Below are 19,623 nucleotides of genomic sequence, written 5' to 3' on the forward strand. Positions count from 1 at the left end.
TAGTTAAAACTACTGGTTGGGGTGATTGTAATGATTCAGTACGAACAGCTATACAATAAAGTTTTACCAGTATTACAAAGCAAATTAGATGAAATAAATTATTATGAATATGATGGAATGACTACAGAAGAGATATGGAATTTTTGCATTCAAAAAAAGTGGAGAAAAAAAAGAATTGAAGAACTTCGCTTGTTTGAAATTGTAGAAACTATTTATTCCATAAAACCGTCAGAAATAGTAAGCTATTTTCAAATTCAACAGTTTCAAACAACAAATTGGTTTAATGATATAACTCAAGATGAATTACGCATGCTATTAGAACCTAATTTTTCGAAGGAAAAACAATAATTACTGGATGATTCGGTTTGACAGCTAGACAAAGGTGACTCATAATGAATTTGTTACATAAGAAATAGATGATTTGACTTAGTTCCAATCATTAAAAAGTTTATGCTTTTGTATTATTTTTGAAAGAGAACGCTTTTGCGTTTTTGTGTGTACAAAGCGGGGTACGCACAAACTTGAGGAGGACATTTAGATGAAGTTAAAAAGCCGCATCTTTACTTTTGTACTTATTGCAATTGTTCTGTTTGCTGCAATGGGTACAACAGTAAAAGAAGTTTTAAAAGATGTAAATCTCGGCTTGGATTTACAAGGTGGATTTGAAGTTTTATATGAAGTAGAGCCTTTAGAAGATGGACAAGAAATCACAGAGAGTGTTATGACGGATACGACTACTGCGCTTTCAAATCGTATTAACCAATTCGGTGTAAGCGAACCGAGTATTCAAGTTGAAGGTGACGATAGAATTCGTGTACAGCTAGCTGGGATTGACGATCAATCATCGGCCCGCGAATTATTATCGAGCACAGCTAACTTAACATTCCGTGATGTAAATGACAACCTATTGCTAGATGGTAAAGATTTAGTAGAAGGTGGAGCTGCAGCTTCATTTGACCAGCAAAACCGACCAATTGTTACACTTACATTAAAAGATGCTTCGAAGTTTGCCGAAGTAACAGAAAAAATTTCAAAAATGCCCGCTGGAGAAAATCTTTTAGTTGTATGGTTGGATTTTGAAGAAGGTGTAGACTCTTACAAAGCTGAATCAGCAAAACCAAAACCAAAATTCGTTTCGGCAGCATCTGTAAATCAAGTATTAAATACAACAGATGTTATGATTAGCGGAAACTTTACAGTTCAAGAAACAAAGGATTTTGCCAGTGTGTTAAATGCAGGTGCATTACCTGTAAAATTAACTGAAATTTATTCAACATCTGTTGGAGCCCAATTTGGTGATCAAGCATTAAAAAGTACAGTATTTGCAAGTATCATAGGGGTACTTTTAATATTTGTATTTATGCTATTTTATTATCGACTTCCAGGTTTTATTTCGATTATTACTCTTTCAGTATTTACTTATTTAGTGTTAGTCGTATTTAATGCAATTAATGCTGTCCTAACATTACCAGGTATCGCTGCCCTTGTACTAGGTATCGGTATGGCAGTCGATGCAAATATTTTAACTGCGGAACGTATTCGAGAAGAATTGCGAGTGGGCAAATCTATTAAAGATGCTTACAACCTCGGCTCAAAACAATCGTTGTCTGCAATTATTGATGCACAATTAACAACATTACTTGCTGCAGCTGTATTATTCTATTTTGGTACAAGCTCTGTAAAAGGTTTTGCCACAACGCTTATCATTACAATTTTGCTAAGCTTTGTGACAGCTGTTTGGTTGTCGCGTGTATTAGGTGGTCTGCTTGTAAAGAGCGGATACTTTAATAGTCCATTCTTATACGGTGTTAAAAAATCAAAAATCCATGATTCTTCAGAAGAGTTGGAAACATTGGATTTATCAACGAATTTTGACCGTCTTGATTTCGTGCATAACCGTAAAAAGTTTTATACGTTGTCTGTTGCTATTATGATTGTTGGTATTATAATCATAAGCATCTTTAAATTGAACTTAGGTATTGACTTCTCAAGTGGTACACGTGTCGAAATCCTTACAGAAGAACAAACAACTCAAGAGGAAATGAATGATTATTTAGAAGGTATAGGATTCCCTTCAGATAAAATTGTTATTTCTGGCGAGGATCAAAATACAGCAGTCATTACGTACAAGGATGACTTGAATCAACAAGAAATATTAGATTTAAAAGCTGCTGTTAAGAAGGATTATGGTGAAGATCCAAGTGTTAGTACTGTCTCTCCAACAGTAGGTCGAGAATTGGTGAAAAATGCCATTTATGCTCTAGCATTAGCAGCGCTAGGAATTATTATTTATGTTGCCTTCCGCTTTGAATGGCGCATGGGTGTTGGTGCGATTGCATCGTTACTGCATGACGTATTCTTCATGGTAGCTATTTTCAGCTTCTTGCGATTAGAAGTAGATATTACGTTTATCGCTGCCATTTTAACAATTGTCGGTTATTCAATTAATGATACGATTGTTACATTTGACCGTATCCGTGAAAATATTGTTCGGAAAGAACAAGTTACAACAAAAGAAGAACTTGCAGAAATTGTTAATAAATCGCTTCGTCAAACAATGGCACGTTCTGTTAATACAGTATTAACTGTAATTATTGTTGTTGTGGCACTGTTAATCTTTGGTGCCCCAGCAATCCGCAACTTCTCAATAGCATTGCTTATCGGGTTAGTAACTGGTATGTATTCATCTATTTGTATTGCGGCACAAATTTGGTATACATTAAAATGCCGTGAAATGGATAAAAAAGGCACTGTTGTTGAGAAAAAAGAGAAAAAACAATGGGGTTCTGACGAGCCAGTTGTTTAATAAAACTAATAATAAGAGCTGTTTATTAATCCAGTTCAATATATGATTCACTTACAACTTGCAAAAAAAATCTGCTCATTCTAATTTTTAGACATGAGCAGATTTTTCTTTATTTAGGCTAGCTTTTTATTGATTGGGTGGAAAGTGGATTATACATTTGCTCCTGCGTTACTCTTCGCAAATACATTTAAAGATGAAGTCAATTCAAAAAGGCAACCTTTTCTTTAGGAAAGTTTACCAATCTATTTCATGATTAGTAGTCTATGAAGAATTCCGGTATAATAAAAGAGTTAAGGAAGTGAAAAAAATGATTGAATCAAAAAAGAAATGGATTGTTCAGCAACCAAATGAAAATGATATTGCTCGATTACAAAACGACTTACATATATCATCACTTGCTGCCAAAATATTAGTTGCAAGGGGTTTTACATCGTCTGAAGATGCAAAGTCTATTTTACATACAAATGAAAAAAACTTACATGATCCGTTTTTGTTGCACGGGATGAAAGAGGCAGTGGAAAGAATTGAGGTCGCTTTAGAAAATGGAGAGAAGATTCTAGTATACGGCGACTATGACGCGGATGGCATTACAAGTACGACGGTCATGTTGAATGTCTTATTAGACTTAGGAGCTAATGTCGATTTTTGTATTCCAAATCGCTTCACACATGGCTATGGTCCTCATGAGGAATTATTTCGGAAGGCATATGAAGATGGTGTTCAATTAATTATTACTGTCGATAATGGGATTAGCGGAATTGAACCAATTCGTATTGCAAAAGAGCTAGGTATGGATGTCATCGTAACAGATCATCATGAAGCAGGTGAAGAATTGCCTCCTGCAGATGTTATTGTTCATCCTCGAGTGCCAGAAGGACATTACCCTTTTGGTGAATTGGCAGGTGTAGGGGTTGCCCTTAAATTAGCACATGCATTATATGGTGAAGTACCAGAGCATTTATTTGAATATGCAGCAGTTGGTACAGTTGCAGACCTTGTACCACTTGTTGGGGAAAATCGGTACATTGTACAACAAGGGATTTTACAATTGCGATCATCCTATAACCCTTGGATTCGTGCTTTATGTGAGATTTCGGGTATAAAACAGCATGAAATTGATGAAGATGCCATAGGGTTTTATTTTGCTCCGCGATTAAACGCCATTGGTAGATTAGGAGATGCAGATCCTGGGGTACACTTTTTAATGAGTGAAAATGATAGTGATGCAATACAGGGTGCACAACAATTAAATAAAAAAAATAGTGAACGTAAGGAAATCGTCAATACAATTACAGAACAAGCGATTGATATGATTGAAAACGATCCAGTAATTTCAAATTCTCTAGTCATTGTAGTTGCCAAAGAGGGATGGAATCCAGGAGTTATTGGAATAGTTGCGTCCCGTTTAGTAGAAAAGTATTATCGACCGACAATTGTATTATCATTAGATCCAAATTTAGGGACAGCAAAAGGCTCTGGACGGAGTATTGAAGGATTCCACTTATATAATGAGCTTGCTAAAAATAGAGATATACTTCCACACTTTGGAGGACATCCGATGGCAGCGGGAATGACCTTTGGTATGGAATATGTGGATGAACTGCGTCAACGTCTTCATGAGCAGGCAGAGCAATGTTTAACAGATGACTTATTAGAACCAAAGCTGTTAGTAGATGTGCCATTAGAGATTAGCGAGATTTCAGTAGAATCAATTGAAGAAATCAAAAAGCTTGCCCCTTTTGGTACAGGCTTTGCTAAACCTGTTTATGCATTACAAAACGTTAAAGTTCGCTCGATGCGAAAAATTGGCGCAGCTGATAATCATATAAAATTGGAGCTTGAGGATTCTCATGGTACTATCGATGCGATTGGCTTTAATAAGGGCTATTTGCATGATGAGATTACTTATGGAGTACAATTATCGTTTGTAGGTGATTTACAAATAAATGAATGGCAAGGAAATAAAAAGCCTCAAATAATGATATCGGATGTTCAAACGGATGAATGGCAGCTATATGATTATAGAGGGAAAAAACCTGTTCAAAGGTGGATTAATACATTACCGTTAACACAGTGTGCATTATTAGCATTCCAACAAAATACAGTGGAATATTTTAAAGCAATGATAAATGAACCAATCTATTTAGTAGGTGAGCAAGGGACAGACTATTCGTCTCCTTATATCGTGCTGTTAGATTTGCCTCAAAATGTTGAAATGCTAGAAATGGTAATTAAGCAATATGAGCCGAAAAGAATTTATGCAGTTTTCTTTACGCAGGATTCGCAATTTTTCAATGGCATGCCTACTCGAGAACATTTTGCATGGTATTATACATTTCTAAAGAAACGGCCGGCATTTCATTTACAAAACCATATGCAACAACTATCACAGCACATAGGATTAAATATTGAAGTAATTAAATTTATGACAAACGTGTTTTTTGAACTAGGATTTGTTAAAATAGAAAATGGTCTGACAACTATAAATAGTGATGCACCAAAACGTGCACTCACTGATGCATCAATCTATAAAAAGCGTGTAGAACAATTAGAAATCGAGCAGAAGCTCTTGTATGCACCTTACTTAGAATTGAAACAATGGTTTAATGAACGAATGAAGGAATATCAGTATTCCTAAGGAGGATAAATTGATAATGGATTTAAAGCAATATGTAACAACGGTTGAAAACTGGCCTAAAGAAGGAATTAGCTTCAAAGATATTACGACTATTATGGATAACGGTCCAGCTTTCAAATATGCAGCAGATGAAATCGTAAAATTCGCAAAAGAAGTAGGAGCAGAGATTATTGTTGGTCCTGAAGCGCGCGGATTTATTATTGGTTGTCCAGTCGCATATGCTCTTGAAGTAGGATTTGCCCCAGTACGTAAAGAAGGGAAATTACCTCGTGAGGTAGTTCGTGTTGAATACGGCTTAGAGTATGGTAAAGACGTATTAACAATGCACAAAGACGCAATTAAACCTGGTCAAAAGGCATTAATCGTTGATGATTTATTAGCAACTGGTGGAACTGTGGATGCAACAATCCAGTTAATCGAAAAATTAGGCGGCGTTGTAGCTGGCTGCGCATTTATCATTGAATTAAAAGAGTTAAATGGCCGCGGTAAAATTGGCGAGTACCCTGTAAAAACATTAATCGAATACTAACAAATATCTACCTCTTTCAAAGCTATTAGTTTTGAAAGAGGTTTATTATATTTAATGAATATCTAGCGAGGTTGTGATTACGTATAGATCATTCGTTTTCTGTAAGGATTAGTTAGTAAACTTCTAAAACACTTCAAAAATTGAAATTCCATTAAAACCCAATATTTTCTTTCATCTCCTCTCTTTTAAGTACAATTAAAGGGGGGGATGCCTTTGGTTGTAATTGAACGATTAATGCCATCAAAGATAGCCATATTGGGAAGCATTAAGTCGTAGAGCACAAATGATATGATATCAGGTCTTCTAAAACGTGCTGAAATAGGCTATAAAGGCGAATTAAGAGTTGACGCCTACTGGCATGAAATTGATTTGCCAGAAAATACGTTTTTTTTTCATAATTACGAAACTTTAGGCCATCAAATTGATACATTACTTGCCTGTGAATATTTCATCCTTATCATTGAAATAAAAATGTTTCAGGTTTTATTTGGTATGAAGAAGACAAGCATCAGTTTATACGTAAGAAAAAAACTGGAGAAATTGAAAGCTTCCAAAGTCCGATTGAGCAAGTAAAACGCCATGCTGAATTTATTGAAGGAGTGGTTGGGAAATTAGGATTATCTGTTCCTGTTCACAAAGGAGTTGTCATCGCAGAACCAACAACAGTTATTGGTAAAATACCTGGAGAAATTCCTATTTTCCATGCAATTGGTTTGCGAACAGAAGTGAAGAAGTTATTATTAAAATATAAGAAACCTTTAATTGCAGATGTTCACTTTGAATTATTAAAGCAAAACTTCTTAAATTGTATTATCCGGGTGTCTATAAGCCTCGTTTTGAAATTCCATCTATTCGAAAAGGTGCAATTTGTACTTGTGGCAGAACAATGCAATACAAACGGGGCAAATTTATCTGTTCTTGTGGAGTTGAATGAAAGGAAGCATTATTACAAGTGTTGCATGATTATCGTTTACTACTAAATGAGTGGATTACAAATAGAGAATTTCGAGATTTCTTTTTAATTGAGAGTGAAGATACAGTCAATAAAATATTAAAAAGGCTAGATTTTCATTATGAGGGTAAGAACAAAAATAGGCGCTATTTAATTCGGAAAGACATTTGGCGGATAAATTGATAAAATTGGCGGATAAACCCGAAAATTTGGCGGATATGAGAACAAAAAGGACAACACTCAACATGTAAATTACATATAATGTTCGAAAATTGTTCGAAATTGTCGGTTTTCATGAAGGATTTAAGGCCTTATCTTTACTTTTTATACACATTTTTTATACAATTAAGTTTATATATCTAATCTGAAAATTTTTTAGCAAGGTGGACAACTAATGGCGAAAGAGCAAATATTGACGCCCGAAGATGTATTCGCGAAAGTCAAAGTATATATGAATGAGGAACATGTTGCTTTTGTAAAGAAAGCATACGAAGTTGCAAATGAAGCACATAAAGAACAGCTTCGCAGCTCAGGTGAACCGTATATTATCCATCCTATACAAGTTGCAGGCATTTTAGCTGAACTTCAAATGGATCCGGAAACGGTAGCTGCTGGTTTTCTTCACGATGTTGTAGAAGATACAACAGTTACAAGGGACGATTTAGTTAGAGAGTTTAATGAAGAAGTAGCCATGCTTGTAGACGGCGTTACAAAATTAGGTAAAATTAAATATTTATCTAAAGAGGAGCAACAAGCTGAAAATCATCGAAAAATGTTTGTTGCAATGGCTCAAGACATCCGTGTTATTTTAATTAAACTTGCTGACCGTCTTCATAATATGCGAACATTGAAGCACTTATCTGCTGAGAAACAACGACGCATTTCAAATGAAACATTAGAAATTTTTGCACCACTTGCTCACCGCCTAGGAATTTCGAAAGTAAAATGGGAGCTTGAAGATACAGCATTACGGTATTTAAATCCTCAACAATATTATCGAATTGTCAGCTTGATGAAAAGAAAACGAGTTGAACGAGAAGCCTATTTAGAAAACGTAATGAACGAAATAAAGTCACAGCTTCATGATGTCGAAATTGATGCTGAAATATATGGTCGCCCAAAACATATTTATAGCATCTACCGAAAAATGGTTTTACAAAATAAACAATTCAATGAAATTTATGATTTGCTGGCAGTACGTATATTAGTAGATAGCATAAAAGATTGCTATGCCGTTTTAGGAATTGTACACACATTATGGAAACCGATGCCAGGTCGTTTTAAAGATTATATAGCGATGCCAAAGCAAAATCTATATCAATCATTGCATACAACTGTCATTGGACCTTATGGCGACCCATTAGAAGTGCAAATTCGTACGAAGGAAATGCATCAAATCGCAGAATACGGGATTGCTGCACACTGGGCGTATAAGGAAGGGAAAACCGTTAATAACGAGAAGGAGAGCATCGACCAAAAATTAACTTGGTTCCGAGAAATTTTAGAGTTCCAAAACGAATCGTCCAATGCGGAAGAATTTATGGAATCTTTAAAATTCGATTTATTCTCAGATATGGTATATGTGTTTACGCCAAAAGGGGATGTAATCGAGCTTCCTTCAGGCTCGGTGCCAATCGACTTTGCATATCGTGTCCATTCAGAGGTAGGGAATCGGACAATCGGAGCTAAAGTAAACGGGAAAATGGTTCCTCTAGATACTCTTTTAAAAACAGGGGATATTATTGAAATCTTAACGTCTAAACAATCGTTTGGACCTAGCAGAGATTGGCTGAAAATTGCTCAAAGCTCTCAAGCAAAACATAAAATTAAACAATTCTTTAAGAAACATTTGCGTGAGGAAAATGTTGTAAAAGGCAAAGAGCTCATTGAAAAAGAGATCAAGTCTCAAGATTTTGATAGTAAAGAAGTTCTTTCTCCGGCCAATATGAAGCGTGTACTAGATAAATTAAATTACACGAATGAAGAGGATTTATTTGCCGCAGTTGGTGTCGGTGGTATAACAGCTCAACAAATTGTTAATCGTTTAGCAGAAAAGAAAAGAAGAGAACGCGAGCAGGAAGAAGCGCTTGAAAAAATTGTAAAGGAAATGCAAAACCCTTCAACAAAAAAACGTAAAACAGAATCAGGGGTTATTGTTAAAGGGATTGATAATTTACTTATTCGATTATCACGTTGCTGTACACCTGTTCCCGGCGATGAAATTGTTGGATTTATTACGAAAGGACGCGGAGTTTCAGTCCATCGTGGAGACTGTCCGAATATTCAAGATGGGCAGCATGCTGACCGTTTAATAGAAGTAGAATGGGAGCATGGCGAGACGCAGGTTAGAAAAGAATATCCGGTTGATATAGAAGTATCTGCATTTGATCGCCCAGGAATCTTAAATGATGTTATGCATGCTGTTACTGAGGCTAAAACAAATATTTTAGCAGTGACAGGTCGTGCAGATCACGATAAAATTGCAACCATTCACTTAACAATCTCGATTTCGAACATTTCTGGATTGCATAAAGTAGTGGAACGTATTAAACAATTACCTGATATCTATTCCGTTCAACGAGTAATAAATTAATCAAAATAGAGGTAAAAGATGAGAGTAGTTATACAACGAAGTAAACAAGCATCTGTTACTGTCGATGGCGAAGTAACAGGTGCAATTGATAAAGGATATGTATTATTAGTAGGATTAACTCATAGCGACACTCTGGAAGATGTACAATATGCAGCGAAAAAAGTTGCAGAGCTAAGATTATGGGAAGATGAGACTGGTAAAATGAATCATTCTATCATTGACCATGGTGGAGATATTTTATCAGTTTCACAATTTACTTTATATGCAGAAACAAAAAAGGGTAGAAGGCCAAGTTTTATAGATGCAGCACGTCCTGAACAGGCTCGCCCGTTATGGGAAGCATTTAATGAAGAGCTAAAGAAATATGGTTTAAAAGTTGAGACGGGTATTTTTGGAGCAATGATGGATGTTTCTCTAATTAATGATGGGCCAGTTACGGTAATTGTCGAATCTAAAACTAAAGAGTAGTAGCAAACAATTCTTTACTCCCATACTATAAAACCAGTATATAGAAAAAGGAGTGGAAGATTGGCTCGTTTAGATAAAGTAATTAGTCCTTATTTTAACGAAACAGCAAAAAATTTAATAGGACAGAAAATAACTGTTCAAACATCTGATAAAATTGTACAGCAGGGAATTCTAAGGCATGTTTTGCCTCAATACATTGTGCTAGAAATTGGTCAAGTTCCATTCTTTATTCATACAGAACAAATTATCTGGCTTTCATTGGATGGACCGAATAATTTTTGATTTAAAGCAATTAAAAGAGCTGGTATTTTTGAAAAATGATTAAACGAAAGGAGTTGCTCCTAAAAATGGAGCAACTCCTTATTAATTTTCAAGTTGTGCATCAAAATAATTTAGTATACCTTGATAAATTCCTAGTGTAGCTTGTTCTCTATAGTAATCTGTTGTAACTATACGTTCTTCATTAGGATTGCTTAAATAACCTAATTCTATTAAGATAGCTTTTTGTTTATTTTCTCGTAATACTAAATAGTTTCCAGGCTGTACACCACGGTCCCGCAATGTTACTTTTTCTGCTAGTCCATCATGTACATATTCCGCAAGCTGGCTTTGATAATTATTAGTATAGTATGTTGTAAATCCAGAAATGGAGCTATCTTCGGTTGCATCGTAATGGATGCTTATATAAGCATCCGCAGCGTACTGGTGTGAAATAGAAACACGTTTACGTAAGTCAACGTAAACATCAGATTCTCTCGTTAAAATTACCTCTGCACCAGCAGAACGTAATTTTGATTTAAGTAACTCAGCGGTTTTTAAGTTAATATCCTTTTCTTCGGTTCCACGGACACCCGTTGTCCCCATATCATTTCCGCCATGTCCAGGATCAAGAACAATTGTTACCCCTTTTAAAGTACCTTTTTTACGCTCTTCTTGCTTTTTTTCTTGTCCCTGAGTGTTTTGATCATTTGTCGAAACAACCCAATTTGCAACAAATGCGGAAGTATTTTCATCTATTTTAACTTCATACCAATCGTCCTTAGAAGAAATAATACTAAACTTTTCTCCAGCATTCGCATGCACTACAATATTTGAAGAAGTTGAAGGCTCCTCTCGAAGGTTTGTCCCATTATAAATAATTGTTACTACATTAGAAGAATCACCCTCGGGATTTGCTTCATTGTTTGAAGATGTATGCTGATCAGGGTTTACAGTAAATGTTCCATAAAAGCTATAAACCCAACCTTTTACTTCGTCATTTTGAATTTTCACCCAATTATTATTGCGTTCTAGTACTTCGAATTGGTCACCCTTATTGACAACACCTAATTTTTTTGAAGATAAATCCGCTTTTTTACGAACATATAATGCATCAACAACAACTGTGAATGTGTTTGGATCTATTTCAATACTCGAATTCGAAGAAGACTCTCCTTCTTCTGTATCTGACTCACTAGATTCTGTTAAATTACTATTTACGTTGCCAACATTGTCATTGACTGATACATAATCACTAGAAATCCATCCGGTCGTTCCATTGTAATTAATTTGCAGCCAACCATTTTGCTCTTTTAAAACTTCTGCTTCATCTCCAGTATTTAATTGATTTAAAATAGCAGAATTCACAGACGGTTCTGAACGTAAGTTAAGATGATCTACTTGTGAGATTGCAGTTTTGTTAATGGAAGGCTCACTTTCTGTCTTTTTTGTTGAAGTTAGCCATGAGGCAACCCATCCTTCCTCATCTCCAACTTGAACATGATACCAATCATCTTGTTTCTCAATAAAAGTAAGCTCTTGATTTTGTTTTAAAGTCTTAATAATTGGAAAAGATAATCCAGGCCCTTCTCTTAAATATAATTTTTCAGCAGATACGATTAAATCTGATTGCTTGTCATCGAAAGCAAATGCATTATTCGGTTCATATGTAGAAGCGAAAATCAATGAATAGAATAATATAATAGTAAGAATTAAATGGAACCTTTTTCGGTACATCATTTGCCTCCTTTGTTGTTTTATCTGGTATTAATAGGTAGTAATGTATCACTGTTCATCCCCGTGCTGCTAAAAATCTTACTGATTGAAGTTTCACTTTATCAAATAATTGAATTAACAAAATCTCTCTTTTATTGTAAAATCAATTAAGGGTTAAAATCTACTCTTTTTTGAAAATGGTTGACAACTTTAAGTCACACACTTAAGATAAGATATATTGTGAATATACAGTACAATACCAATGATCAAGAAAGTAGCAATTACCACTGCTGAAAAGAGAAGGAAAGACTTGGCTGAAATCTATCCTACAGTAAGTAGCTGTGAACAACACTTGTGAGGTTTTTTTTCGAAAGCACATTTGTTAGTAGGGAAAAACGGAAACGGCCGTTATCCGTATACGAGAGGGTGTACTATATGTACATCAACTAGGGTGGAACCGCGGAAGAAATTATAGCTTTCGTCCCTTGCATAGTTGCATGGGATGAAAGCTTTTTTTAATGGCGAAGTTCTAATCCTATTTGAATCACTCCGTACAATCTAGAATAACTATGAAACGGCTAAGAAATCTATCTAGAAAAAATGTTGAAAGGTAGAAAGGAGAATAAAGAGATGGCTTTTAAAGTACCTAGAGGAACGCAAGATATTTTGCCGGAGCAAACTTCTAAGTGGCAAAAGGTTGAATCAATACTTCGTGATTTGAGCCGTGTCTATCGCTATAAAGAAATTCGCACTCCTATTTTTGAACAAACAGAATTGTTTCAACGTGGAGTAGGAGATACAACAGACATTGTTCAAAAAGAAATGTATACTTTCGATGATCGTGGAGGCCGTTCTTTAACACTTCGACCAGAAGGAACTGCAGCTGCTGTCCGTGCATATGTTGAACATAAAATGTTCGGAAATCCCGATCAACCAGTAAAACTATCATATATTGGACCAATGTTTCGTTATGAACGTCAGCAAGCTGGCCGTTATCGTCAATTCGTACAATATGGTGTAGAAGCGATTGGAAGTGCAGATCCTGCAATTGATGCAGAAGTCATTTCATTGGCAATGGATATTTATCAAACAGTCGGATTAAAGGATTTAAAATTGGTAATTAACTCTTTAGGTGATAAAGAAACTAGAGCTGCTCACAGAACAGCATTAATCAATCATTTTGAACCAAGTATCGGTGAATTTTGTACGGATTGTCAAAATCGTTTAGCAAAGAATCCGCTGCGTATTTTAGACTGTAAAAAAGACCATGATCATCCGCTAATGAAAACAGCACCTGCTTTAACAGACTATTTAACAGAATCCTCAGCCCAATACTTCGGCCAAGTAAAAAAATATTTAGAAGTATTAGGCATTCCATATGAAGTAGACCCAAATCTAGTTCGTGGACTTGATTATTATAATCATACTGCATTTGAGATAATGAGTACTGCTGACGGTTTTGGCGCTATTACAACTCTTTGCGGTGGTGGACGCTACAACGGTTTAGTTGAGGATATTGGTGGACCAGAAGTACCAGGTATTGGCTTTGCAATGTCAATTGAACGTTTACTTTTAGCGCTTGAAGCTGAAGGAATTGAGCTTGATGTAAAAGATAGCTTAGATATTTATGTTGTAGCAATTGGCGATGAAGCAAAATTAAAATCAGCAGAATTAATTAGTTCATTCCGTGCAAAGGGAATTTCTGCTGACATGGATTATGTGGATCGCAAAATGAAAGCACAAATGAAATCTGCCGATCGATTAGGTGCCAAATTTGTCATCGTTATTGGTGAATCAGAGCTTGAAGAAAGCGCAGTAAATGTTAAAGAAATGGAATCTGGTAATCAAGAAAAAGTCCCATTCCATGATTTAGTAAATTACTTACTTGAAAACAAATAATTCACTTTGTAATAAATGGAGGAAATAATAATGGCTCAAAGAACGCATGCATGCGGTGAATTAAATGAACAACAGCAAGGACAAAAAGTTGTACTTAAAGGCTGGGTGCAAAGACGCCGTGATTTAGGCGGATTAATTTTCGTTGATGTTCGTGATCGAACTGGCATTGTGCAAGTTGTATTTGGTGATGAAGCCAAAGAAGCTTTAGCAATCGCCGATAAAATTCGTAACGAATATGTAATTGAAGTGGAAGGTACAGTCGTACTTCGTGATGAGAGTCAAGTAAATCCAAATTTAAAAACAGGTAAAATTGAAGTAGTTGCATCTTCAATAACAATTATTAACGAATCGAAGAACCCTCCGTTTGCAATTGATGATAAAGTAGAAATTGGGGAAGATATTCGCTTAAAATATCGCTACTTAGACTTGCGTCGACCAGTTATGTACAATACGTTTAAATTACGTTCAGATATTACGCGTTCAATTCGTAATTTCTTACAAAATGAAGGCTTCTTAGAAGTGGAAACGCCAATTTTAACAAAATCAACTCCAGAGGGTGCTCGCGACTATTTAGTACCGTCCCGTGTACATGAAGGTGAGTTTTATGCATTACCGCAATCACCACAATTATTTAAGCAATTATTAATGGTATCTGGTTTTGAAAAATACTTCCAAATCGCTCGTTGCTTCCGTGATGAAGATTTACGTGCAGATCGTCAGCCTGAATTTACGCAAGTCGATATCGAAACTTCATTTATGTCAATGGATGAAATTATTGAAATGAATGAGCGTTTAATTCAAACAGTAATGAAAGAAGCAAAAGGTGTAGATGTTCAACTTCCATTCCAGCGCATGACATATAAAGAAGCAATGGATCGTTTCGGTTCTGATAAACCGGATGTTCGATTTGGTTTAGAACTCGTACAGCTTTCTGAAATTGTAAAAGATTCTTCATTCAAAGTCTTTGCATCAACTGTCGAGTCAGGTGGAGAAGTAAAAGCAATCAACGTTAAAGGTTCAGCGGACAAATATTCACGCAAAGATATTGATGCATTAACTGAATTTGTAGCTATTTATGGGGCGAAAGGATTAGCTTGGTTAAAAGTTACAGAAGAAGGATTGAATGGACCAATTGCAAAATTCTTTGAAGGTGAAATTGCTGAAAACTTAATTAAAGCTACTAATGCTGAAGCTGGAGACCTATTATTGTTCGTTGCCGACAAATCTTCAGTTGTAGCAGCTTCATTAGGTGCTCTACGTAATAAACTAGGTAAAGAATTAGGTTTAATTGACGAATCTCAATATGCATTCCTATGGATTACAGATTGGCCATTGCTTGAGTATGATGAAGAAGCCGGCCGCTATACAGCTGCTCACCACCCATTCACACGTCCTTTTGATGAGGATATTGAAAAAATGGATACAAATCCAGCAGAAGTTCGAGCACAAGCTTATGACATCGTATTAAACGGCTATGAATTAGGTGGAGGATCTCTTCGTATTTTTGAACGCGACTTACAGGAAAAAATGTTCCAGCTTTTAGGTTTTACACAAGAAGAAGCTCAAGAACAATTTGGTTTCTTACTAGAAGCATTCGAATATGGTGTGCCGCCACATGGAGGTTTAGCTTTCGGTCTAGACCGCTTCGTAATGCTTCTCGCAGGACGTACAAATTTACGTGATACAATCGCATTCCCGAAAACAGCTACTGCAAGCTGTTTATTAACATCAGCCCCAAGCGAAGTTTCAAATGCACAATTAGAAGAACTTAGCTTAGCTGTAAAGAAGAAAAAAGAAGACTAATTTTTAAGAGCCTGTCCCAGAAGTATGTATAACAAACTTCTGGGACAGTTTTCTTTATATGAAAATAATTTTAGATCTAATCTAGTGAGAATTAGATGAGTTTATCTATCTACTCAAATTAGTTCGATTTATATAAAGTAATATGAAAAATCTAGGAATAAAGATTTAAATCAGTCTATTTTTGAAAAAAATTTGATATTTTCTTTATTTTAGATTGAAAATTCAGATAATTAATGTTAATATAAATTTAACACGAATCCTGAAATGTTTGAAAAGCTTTTAACTGTTTTGACCGAACAATAAATCGTAGGGAACCCATATTTTGTCTTGGCAAACAAGCCCTGCAACTGGACGAGGGAAGTTTAAAGAGACGAAGCGGGTACCCACCTGCAAGGGAAGCGGGTTCAAAACGATGTTGTCAGCATGCGGCATATTTGGGATTCGTCCTGCCTAAACTCTTCTACTTTTTGTGGAAGAGTTTTTATTTTGCATTATATTTAACTTGATAGTAATAGTTAGCTTTTGGAAATTAGCAATATCTTTTCCGATTTATGTATATTTCCATTATTTCGATACAAATTTACAGTATAGAATGCTATATGTTATAATTCCGGGTAGTAAAATATAGATTGAGAGGCATAAAATATGTTACATCAGTTTTCTAGAAACGAACTCGCTATCGGAAAAGAAGGACTTGAAAAATTAAAAAATAAAACCGTAGCAATTTTAGGAGTCGGTGGAGTTGGATCGTTTGCTGCGGAGGCATGTGCGCGCAGTGGCGTTGGACGCATTATTTTAGTTGATAAAGATAATGTTGATATTACAAATGTAAATCGACAATTAGTAGCTTATCTTTCTACAGTTGGAAAATCAAAATCAGCTGTTATGAAGGAACGCATAGCAGATATAAATCCAGAATGTGAAGTAATTGATATGCACATGTTCTATACAGAAGAAACTTATGAGAAGTTCTTCGATCAAGGAATTGATTATGTTATTGATGCATCTGATACAGTTATGTACAAAATCCATCTTATGAAGGAATGTTTGAAAAGAGGTATCCCAATTATTTCAAGCATGGGAGCAGCAAATAAAATGGATCCTACAAGATTTCAAATTGCAGATATTTCAAAAACACATACAGATCCACTCGCAAAGGTGATTCGAACAAAGCTGCGAAAAGAAGGCATAAAAAAAGGTGTAACGGTTGTTTTCTCAGATGAATCTCCAATCGTAGTTCGCCCTGATGTTGTGGAGGAAGTAGGAAATCCAAATGCTCAAATTCGAAAGGCTAAAATGCCGCCATCATCAAACGCATTCTGTCCATCGGTAGCTGGCTTAATAGCAGCAAGCTGGGTAATCAATCAAATTTTAAAAGACATCCACATTACAAGAGTACAGCAATAAATATTATAAGGCTGTTCAGGCACAATGTTCTGAACAGCTTTTTTCTTTTTATTGGCTTTAAAATAGTTGATTTAACAAGCTCATGTCAAAATGCCGCCTCGTTATAGGGGGCTTCCTGCTCTATGTTAGGTACATCCATTTGTATAAGTCATGTACAAATAGATGTTTTCACGTAAAAAACCATTTGAGTAATAATTTGTATGAAATATTAAAATTATTTTCATAAAATAATATATTTCGACATAATTTAATTGATAAGATTTGAAGAATAAAAGTAGGATTATTCTAAAAAACGACTTTTTTTCGAGGATATATCGCACTTTTTTCTTCACTTTTTATTTTCAGGATTATCATTTGGATATTATTGTTATAGTATTCTTACATAAAGAATAAGGGGAGCAAGGGGGAGATTTAAAATGTCAGCAAAAATTTCAGTCACAAGTAAAGCATTAAATCTACTGCAGTTAAAAGAAACTATGGATGAAATTGTATTTAACCATATTGATTCAGCACAGAAATGGGAAAAAGCTTATAATGAGCTTAATGAATTAATAAATAGTACAGTTCACTTTTTTAATAGTCATGTTACAAAAGAGGGAGTACCTAGACAAAGTACGTATTGGGTGCTGTTTATGGATATTGCCTCAAGATTAATTTATTTCCATACGGTTGCATACCATCATTTAAAAAAGGAACAAAATGAGGAAGTAACAAAAGATATTTTACAGTTGTACACGCTTGCTGCTAACTGTATACCAGATGTTCGGAAATTGGCTAGTGCCGAATTTTTGATGGAAGTTGCTCAAAGCTATGAAGAGCTTGAATATTATAAGGGTAAACAAGGTGAATTTGAACGAGTAATCCTAGAACAAAACAATCGAGCAACTGATTGTATTAACGCTTTTAGTAAATTTGCTAAAATTTATAAAAAATAATGTTAGAAATACGGAAAGATTGTGAAATCGATTTTTTTCATTTTTAGCTTAAGTTACTAGTCTTGCAGGATATTTGCAAAAGATACTTCTAAATTTAAATAATCCTAAAGAAGGAGTTGGCCACGTAATTATGTGGGCAACTCCTTCTTTTTACTGATTGTTCTTAAAAGATTTCAATTTCTCGTAGATTGCGGCCATACGCTTCTCTTCACCAGCAATGACGGGTTTATAAAATTCTGCATCGGCTATATTATCGGGTAAATATTGTTGATTTACCCAACCCCCAAATGTTCCTATTGGATGATCGTGTGGATATTGGTAGCCAACGTGTCCTAAAGCGATGCTGCCCGCATAGTGGCCATCGCGCAAGTGTAGTGGTATATCACCTGTTTTTCCTTCGTGGATTGCTGCAATGGCTGCATCAAGTGCAGAGTAAGCCGAATTTGACTTTGGAGAAAGGCACATTTCTACTACTGCATTCGCTAAAGGAATTCTTGCTTCCGGCAAACCTAATGTTTTGGCAGCTTCAGTCGCTGCATAAACGTGAGCACCAACAGCTGAATTAGCTAGACCTATATCTTCATATGCCATAACAAGCAGTCTCCTGCATACGGCTATTAAATCGCCATTTTCTAGTAAATGTGCTAAATAATATAGGGCCGCATTAGGATCACTGCCTCGAACTGATTTTTGGAGTGCAGATAATAAATTATAAAAATGTGAACCACCTTTATCTCCATAGACTCCAATTCGTTTCGATAAATGTTCAATAACGTGGTCCTCTACAATAGATTGACCCTCTTTTTCATCCGATGCAAAGTAAACAGACTCCAATAAAGTTAGAGCTTTTCTTGCATCACCATTTGCTGCCAGTGCAATTTTTTCAATCTGCTCTTTCGTAATGGCAATATCAAATTTTCCAAGTCCGCGTTCTTCATCCTTCAGTGCATTTGTTATTAATTGTGCAATATCCTCCTGCGAATGCCGCTTCAATTGAAGAATTTCTCCGCAGCGAGATCTTATTGCAGGATTGACATCATGAAATGGATTTTCAGTCGTTGCACCAATTAATACAATAGAGCCATTTTCAACATGAGGCAACAATGTATCCTGCTGTAATTTATTGAAACGATGGATTTCATCAAGAAATAAAATAACTTTCCCTGAAAGTCGTGCTTCTGAGACGATTTGTTCTACATCCTTTTTTCCTGCATGGGTAGCATTTAATGAAAAAAAGGGCAATTTTGAGCTTCCTGCAATTGCATATGCAATCGAAGTTTTCCCAATTCCTGGTTCACCATATAAGAGCATTGAAGGAACATGACCGTTATTTATCATTTTATAAAGTGCAGTATCTTTTCCGATAATATGCTGCTGTCCGACGACTTGATATGCTCCCTATTAGGTAGACAGATGAAAAAATAAAAATTCATCTACCTAATAGGGGGCTTTTTTTATGACCTTTTATAAGTATCCAAAAGAATTTATGTTAAAAATTATTCAACTTTATTTATCAGGCGACTACTCATTTGAAAAACTTGGGCAAAAATTTCAAATTCATAAAAGTACCTTGAAAGAATGGTATGTAAAATATGAAGTATTTGGTGAAGCGGTTTTTG

At 35.4% G+C, this 19,623-nt stretch carries 16 protein-coding genes, 1 other RNA gene and 1 other annotated feature; of the genes, 15 read left to right on the top strand and 2 right to left on the bottom strand.

Annotation, left to right across the window (positions count from 1 at the left end):
- Window positions 1-30: 30 nt before the first annotated feature.
- The 9 genes from EKG35_RS02380 (at window position 31) to EKG35_RS02420 (ending at window position 10,268) form a co-directional block, all read left to right on the top strand.
- A complete protein-coding gene (locus tag EKG35_RS02380) occupies window positions 31-348 on the top strand; it encodes a post-transcriptional regulator (protein WP_126292714.1) in 318 nt (105 codons plus the stop codon).
- Window positions 349-538: 190 nt separating this feature from the next.
- Window positions 539-2,806 carry a protein translocase subunit SecDF gene (secDF, locus tag EKG35_RS02385; RefSeq protein WP_126292715.1) on the top strand — a complete coding sequence of 756 codons (2,268 nt, stop codon included), beginning with the start codon at window positions 539-541 and terminating at the stop codon, window positions 2,804-2,806.
- A gap of 307 nt (window positions 2,807-3,113) precedes the next feature.
- Complete coding sequence (gene recJ, locus EKG35_RS02390; protein ID WP_126292716.1) at window positions 3,114-5,444, top strand: single-stranded-DNA-specific exonuclease RecJ; 2,331 nt, start codon at window positions 3,114-3,116, stop codon at window positions 5,442-5,444.
- Window positions 5,445-5,460: 16 nt separating this feature from the next.
- Window positions 5,461-5,973, top strand: coding sequence for an adenine phosphoribosyltransferase (locus EKG35_RS02395; protein ID WP_126292717.1), 513 nt, complete (start codon window positions 5,461-5,463; stop codon window positions 5,971-5,973).
- Between the two features lie 288 nt (window positions 5,974-6,261).
- The gene (locus EKG35_RS02400; protein WP_126292718.1) at window positions 6,262-6,546 is read left to right on the top strand and encodes a nuclease-related domain-containing protein; all 285 of its coding nucleotides are present in this window, start codon (window positions 6,262-6,264) and stop codon (window positions 6,544-6,546) included.
- Window positions 6,489-6,953, top strand: a complete 465-nt coding sequence (locus EKG35_RS02405) for a hypothetical protein (protein ID WP_425462045.1) — start codon at window positions 6,489-6,491, stop codon at window positions 6,951-6,953. The genes EKG35_RS02400 and EKG35_RS02405 overlap by 58 nt, the downstream gene beginning before the upstream one ends.
- 366 nt (window positions 6,954-7,319) lie before the next feature.
- Window positions 7,320-9,518: a RelA/SpoT family protein gene (locus EKG35_RS02410; RefSeq protein ID WP_126292720.1), complete on the top strand. Its 2,199-nt coding sequence runs from the start codon at window positions 7,320-7,322 to the stop codon at window positions 9,516-9,518.
- Between the two features lie 18 nt (window positions 9,519-9,536).
- Window positions 9,537-9,986 carry a D-aminoacyl-tRNA deacylase gene (dtd, locus tag EKG35_RS02415; protein ID WP_126292721.1) on the top strand — a complete coding sequence of 150 codons (450 nt, stop codon included), beginning with the start codon at window positions 9,537-9,539 and terminating at the stop codon, window positions 9,984-9,986.
- Window positions 9,987-10,046: 60 nt separating this feature from the next.
- Window positions 10,047-10,268, top strand: coding sequence for a DUF2642 domain-containing protein (locus tag EKG35_RS02420; protein ID WP_246020137.1), 222 nt, complete (start codon window positions 10,047-10,049; stop codon window positions 10,266-10,268).
- A gap of 81 nt (window positions 10,269-10,349) precedes the next feature.
- On the opposite strand, the gene EKG35_RS02425 is transcribed toward EKG35_RS02420, so the two are convergent.
- Window positions 10,350-11,981 carry an N-acetylmuramoyl-L-alanine amidase family protein gene (locus EKG35_RS02425; protein ID WP_126292722.1) on the bottom strand — a complete coding sequence of 544 codons (1,632 nt, stop codon included), beginning with the start codon at window positions 11,979-11,981 and terminating at the stop codon, window positions 10,350-10,352.
- A 232-nt stretch (window positions 11,982-12,213) separates the two neighbouring features.
- Window positions 12,214-12,449: a binding site (T-box leader), on the top strand.
- A gap of 141 nt (window positions 12,450-12,590) precedes the next feature.
- On the opposite strand from EKG35_RS02425, the gene hisS reads away from it, so the two are divergent.
- From hisS to EKG35_RS02450, 5 genes are all read left to right on the top strand, one after another.
- Window positions 12,591-13,859 (top strand): histidine--tRNA ligase, encoded by a 1,269-nt coding sequence (hisS, locus tag EKG35_RS02430; protein ID WP_126292723.1) that lies wholly within the window; start codon window positions 12,591-12,593, stop codon window positions 13,857-13,859.
- A 30-nt stretch (window positions 13,860-13,889) separates the two neighbouring features.
- Window positions 13,890-15,662 carry an aspartate--tRNA ligase gene (gene aspS, locus EKG35_RS02435; RefSeq protein WP_126292724.1) on the top strand — a complete coding sequence of 591 codons (1,773 nt, stop codon included), beginning with the start codon at window positions 13,890-13,892 and terminating at the stop codon, window positions 15,660-15,662.
- 253 nt (window positions 15,663-15,915) lie between these two features.
- Window positions 15,916-16,107, top strand: a non-coding RNA gene (ssrS, locus tag EKG35_RS02440) — 6S RNA.
- Window positions 16,108-16,307: 200 nt separating this feature from the next.
- Window positions 16,308-17,069 carry a tRNA threonylcarbamoyladenosine dehydratase gene (locus tag EKG35_RS02445; RefSeq protein WP_126292725.1) on the top strand — a complete coding sequence of 254 codons (762 nt, stop codon included), beginning with the start codon at window positions 16,308-16,310 and terminating at the stop codon, window positions 17,067-17,069.
- 416 nt (window positions 17,070-17,485) lie between these two features.
- Window positions 17,486-18,004, top strand: a complete 519-nt coding sequence (locus EKG35_RS02450) for a hypothetical protein (protein WP_126292726.1) — start codon at window positions 17,486-17,488, stop codon at window positions 18,002-18,004.
- Between the two features lie 150 nt (window positions 18,005-18,154).
- Here the strand turns inward: EKG35_RS02450 and EKG35_RS02455 are convergent, their stop codons facing one another.
- Window positions 18,155-19,342: a replication-associated recombination protein A gene (locus tag EKG35_RS02455; protein WP_126292727.1), complete on the bottom strand. Its 1,188-nt coding sequence runs from the start codon at window positions 19,340-19,342 to the stop codon at window positions 18,155-18,157.
- Window positions 19,343-19,490: 148 nt separating this feature from the next.
- Here EKG35_RS02455 and EKG35_RS21565 point away from each other — a divergent pair.
- The coding region (locus tag EKG35_RS21565; RefSeq protein ID WP_425462046.1) for a helix-turn-helix domain-containing protein at window positions 19,491-19,623 on the top strand (133 nt) is incomplete at its 3' end.

Source organism: Lysinibacillus telephonicus (assembly GCF_003966145.1).
GTDB classification, from domain to species: Bacteria; Bacillota; Bacilli; order Bacillales_A; family Planococcaceae; genus Ureibacillus; species Ureibacillus telephonicus.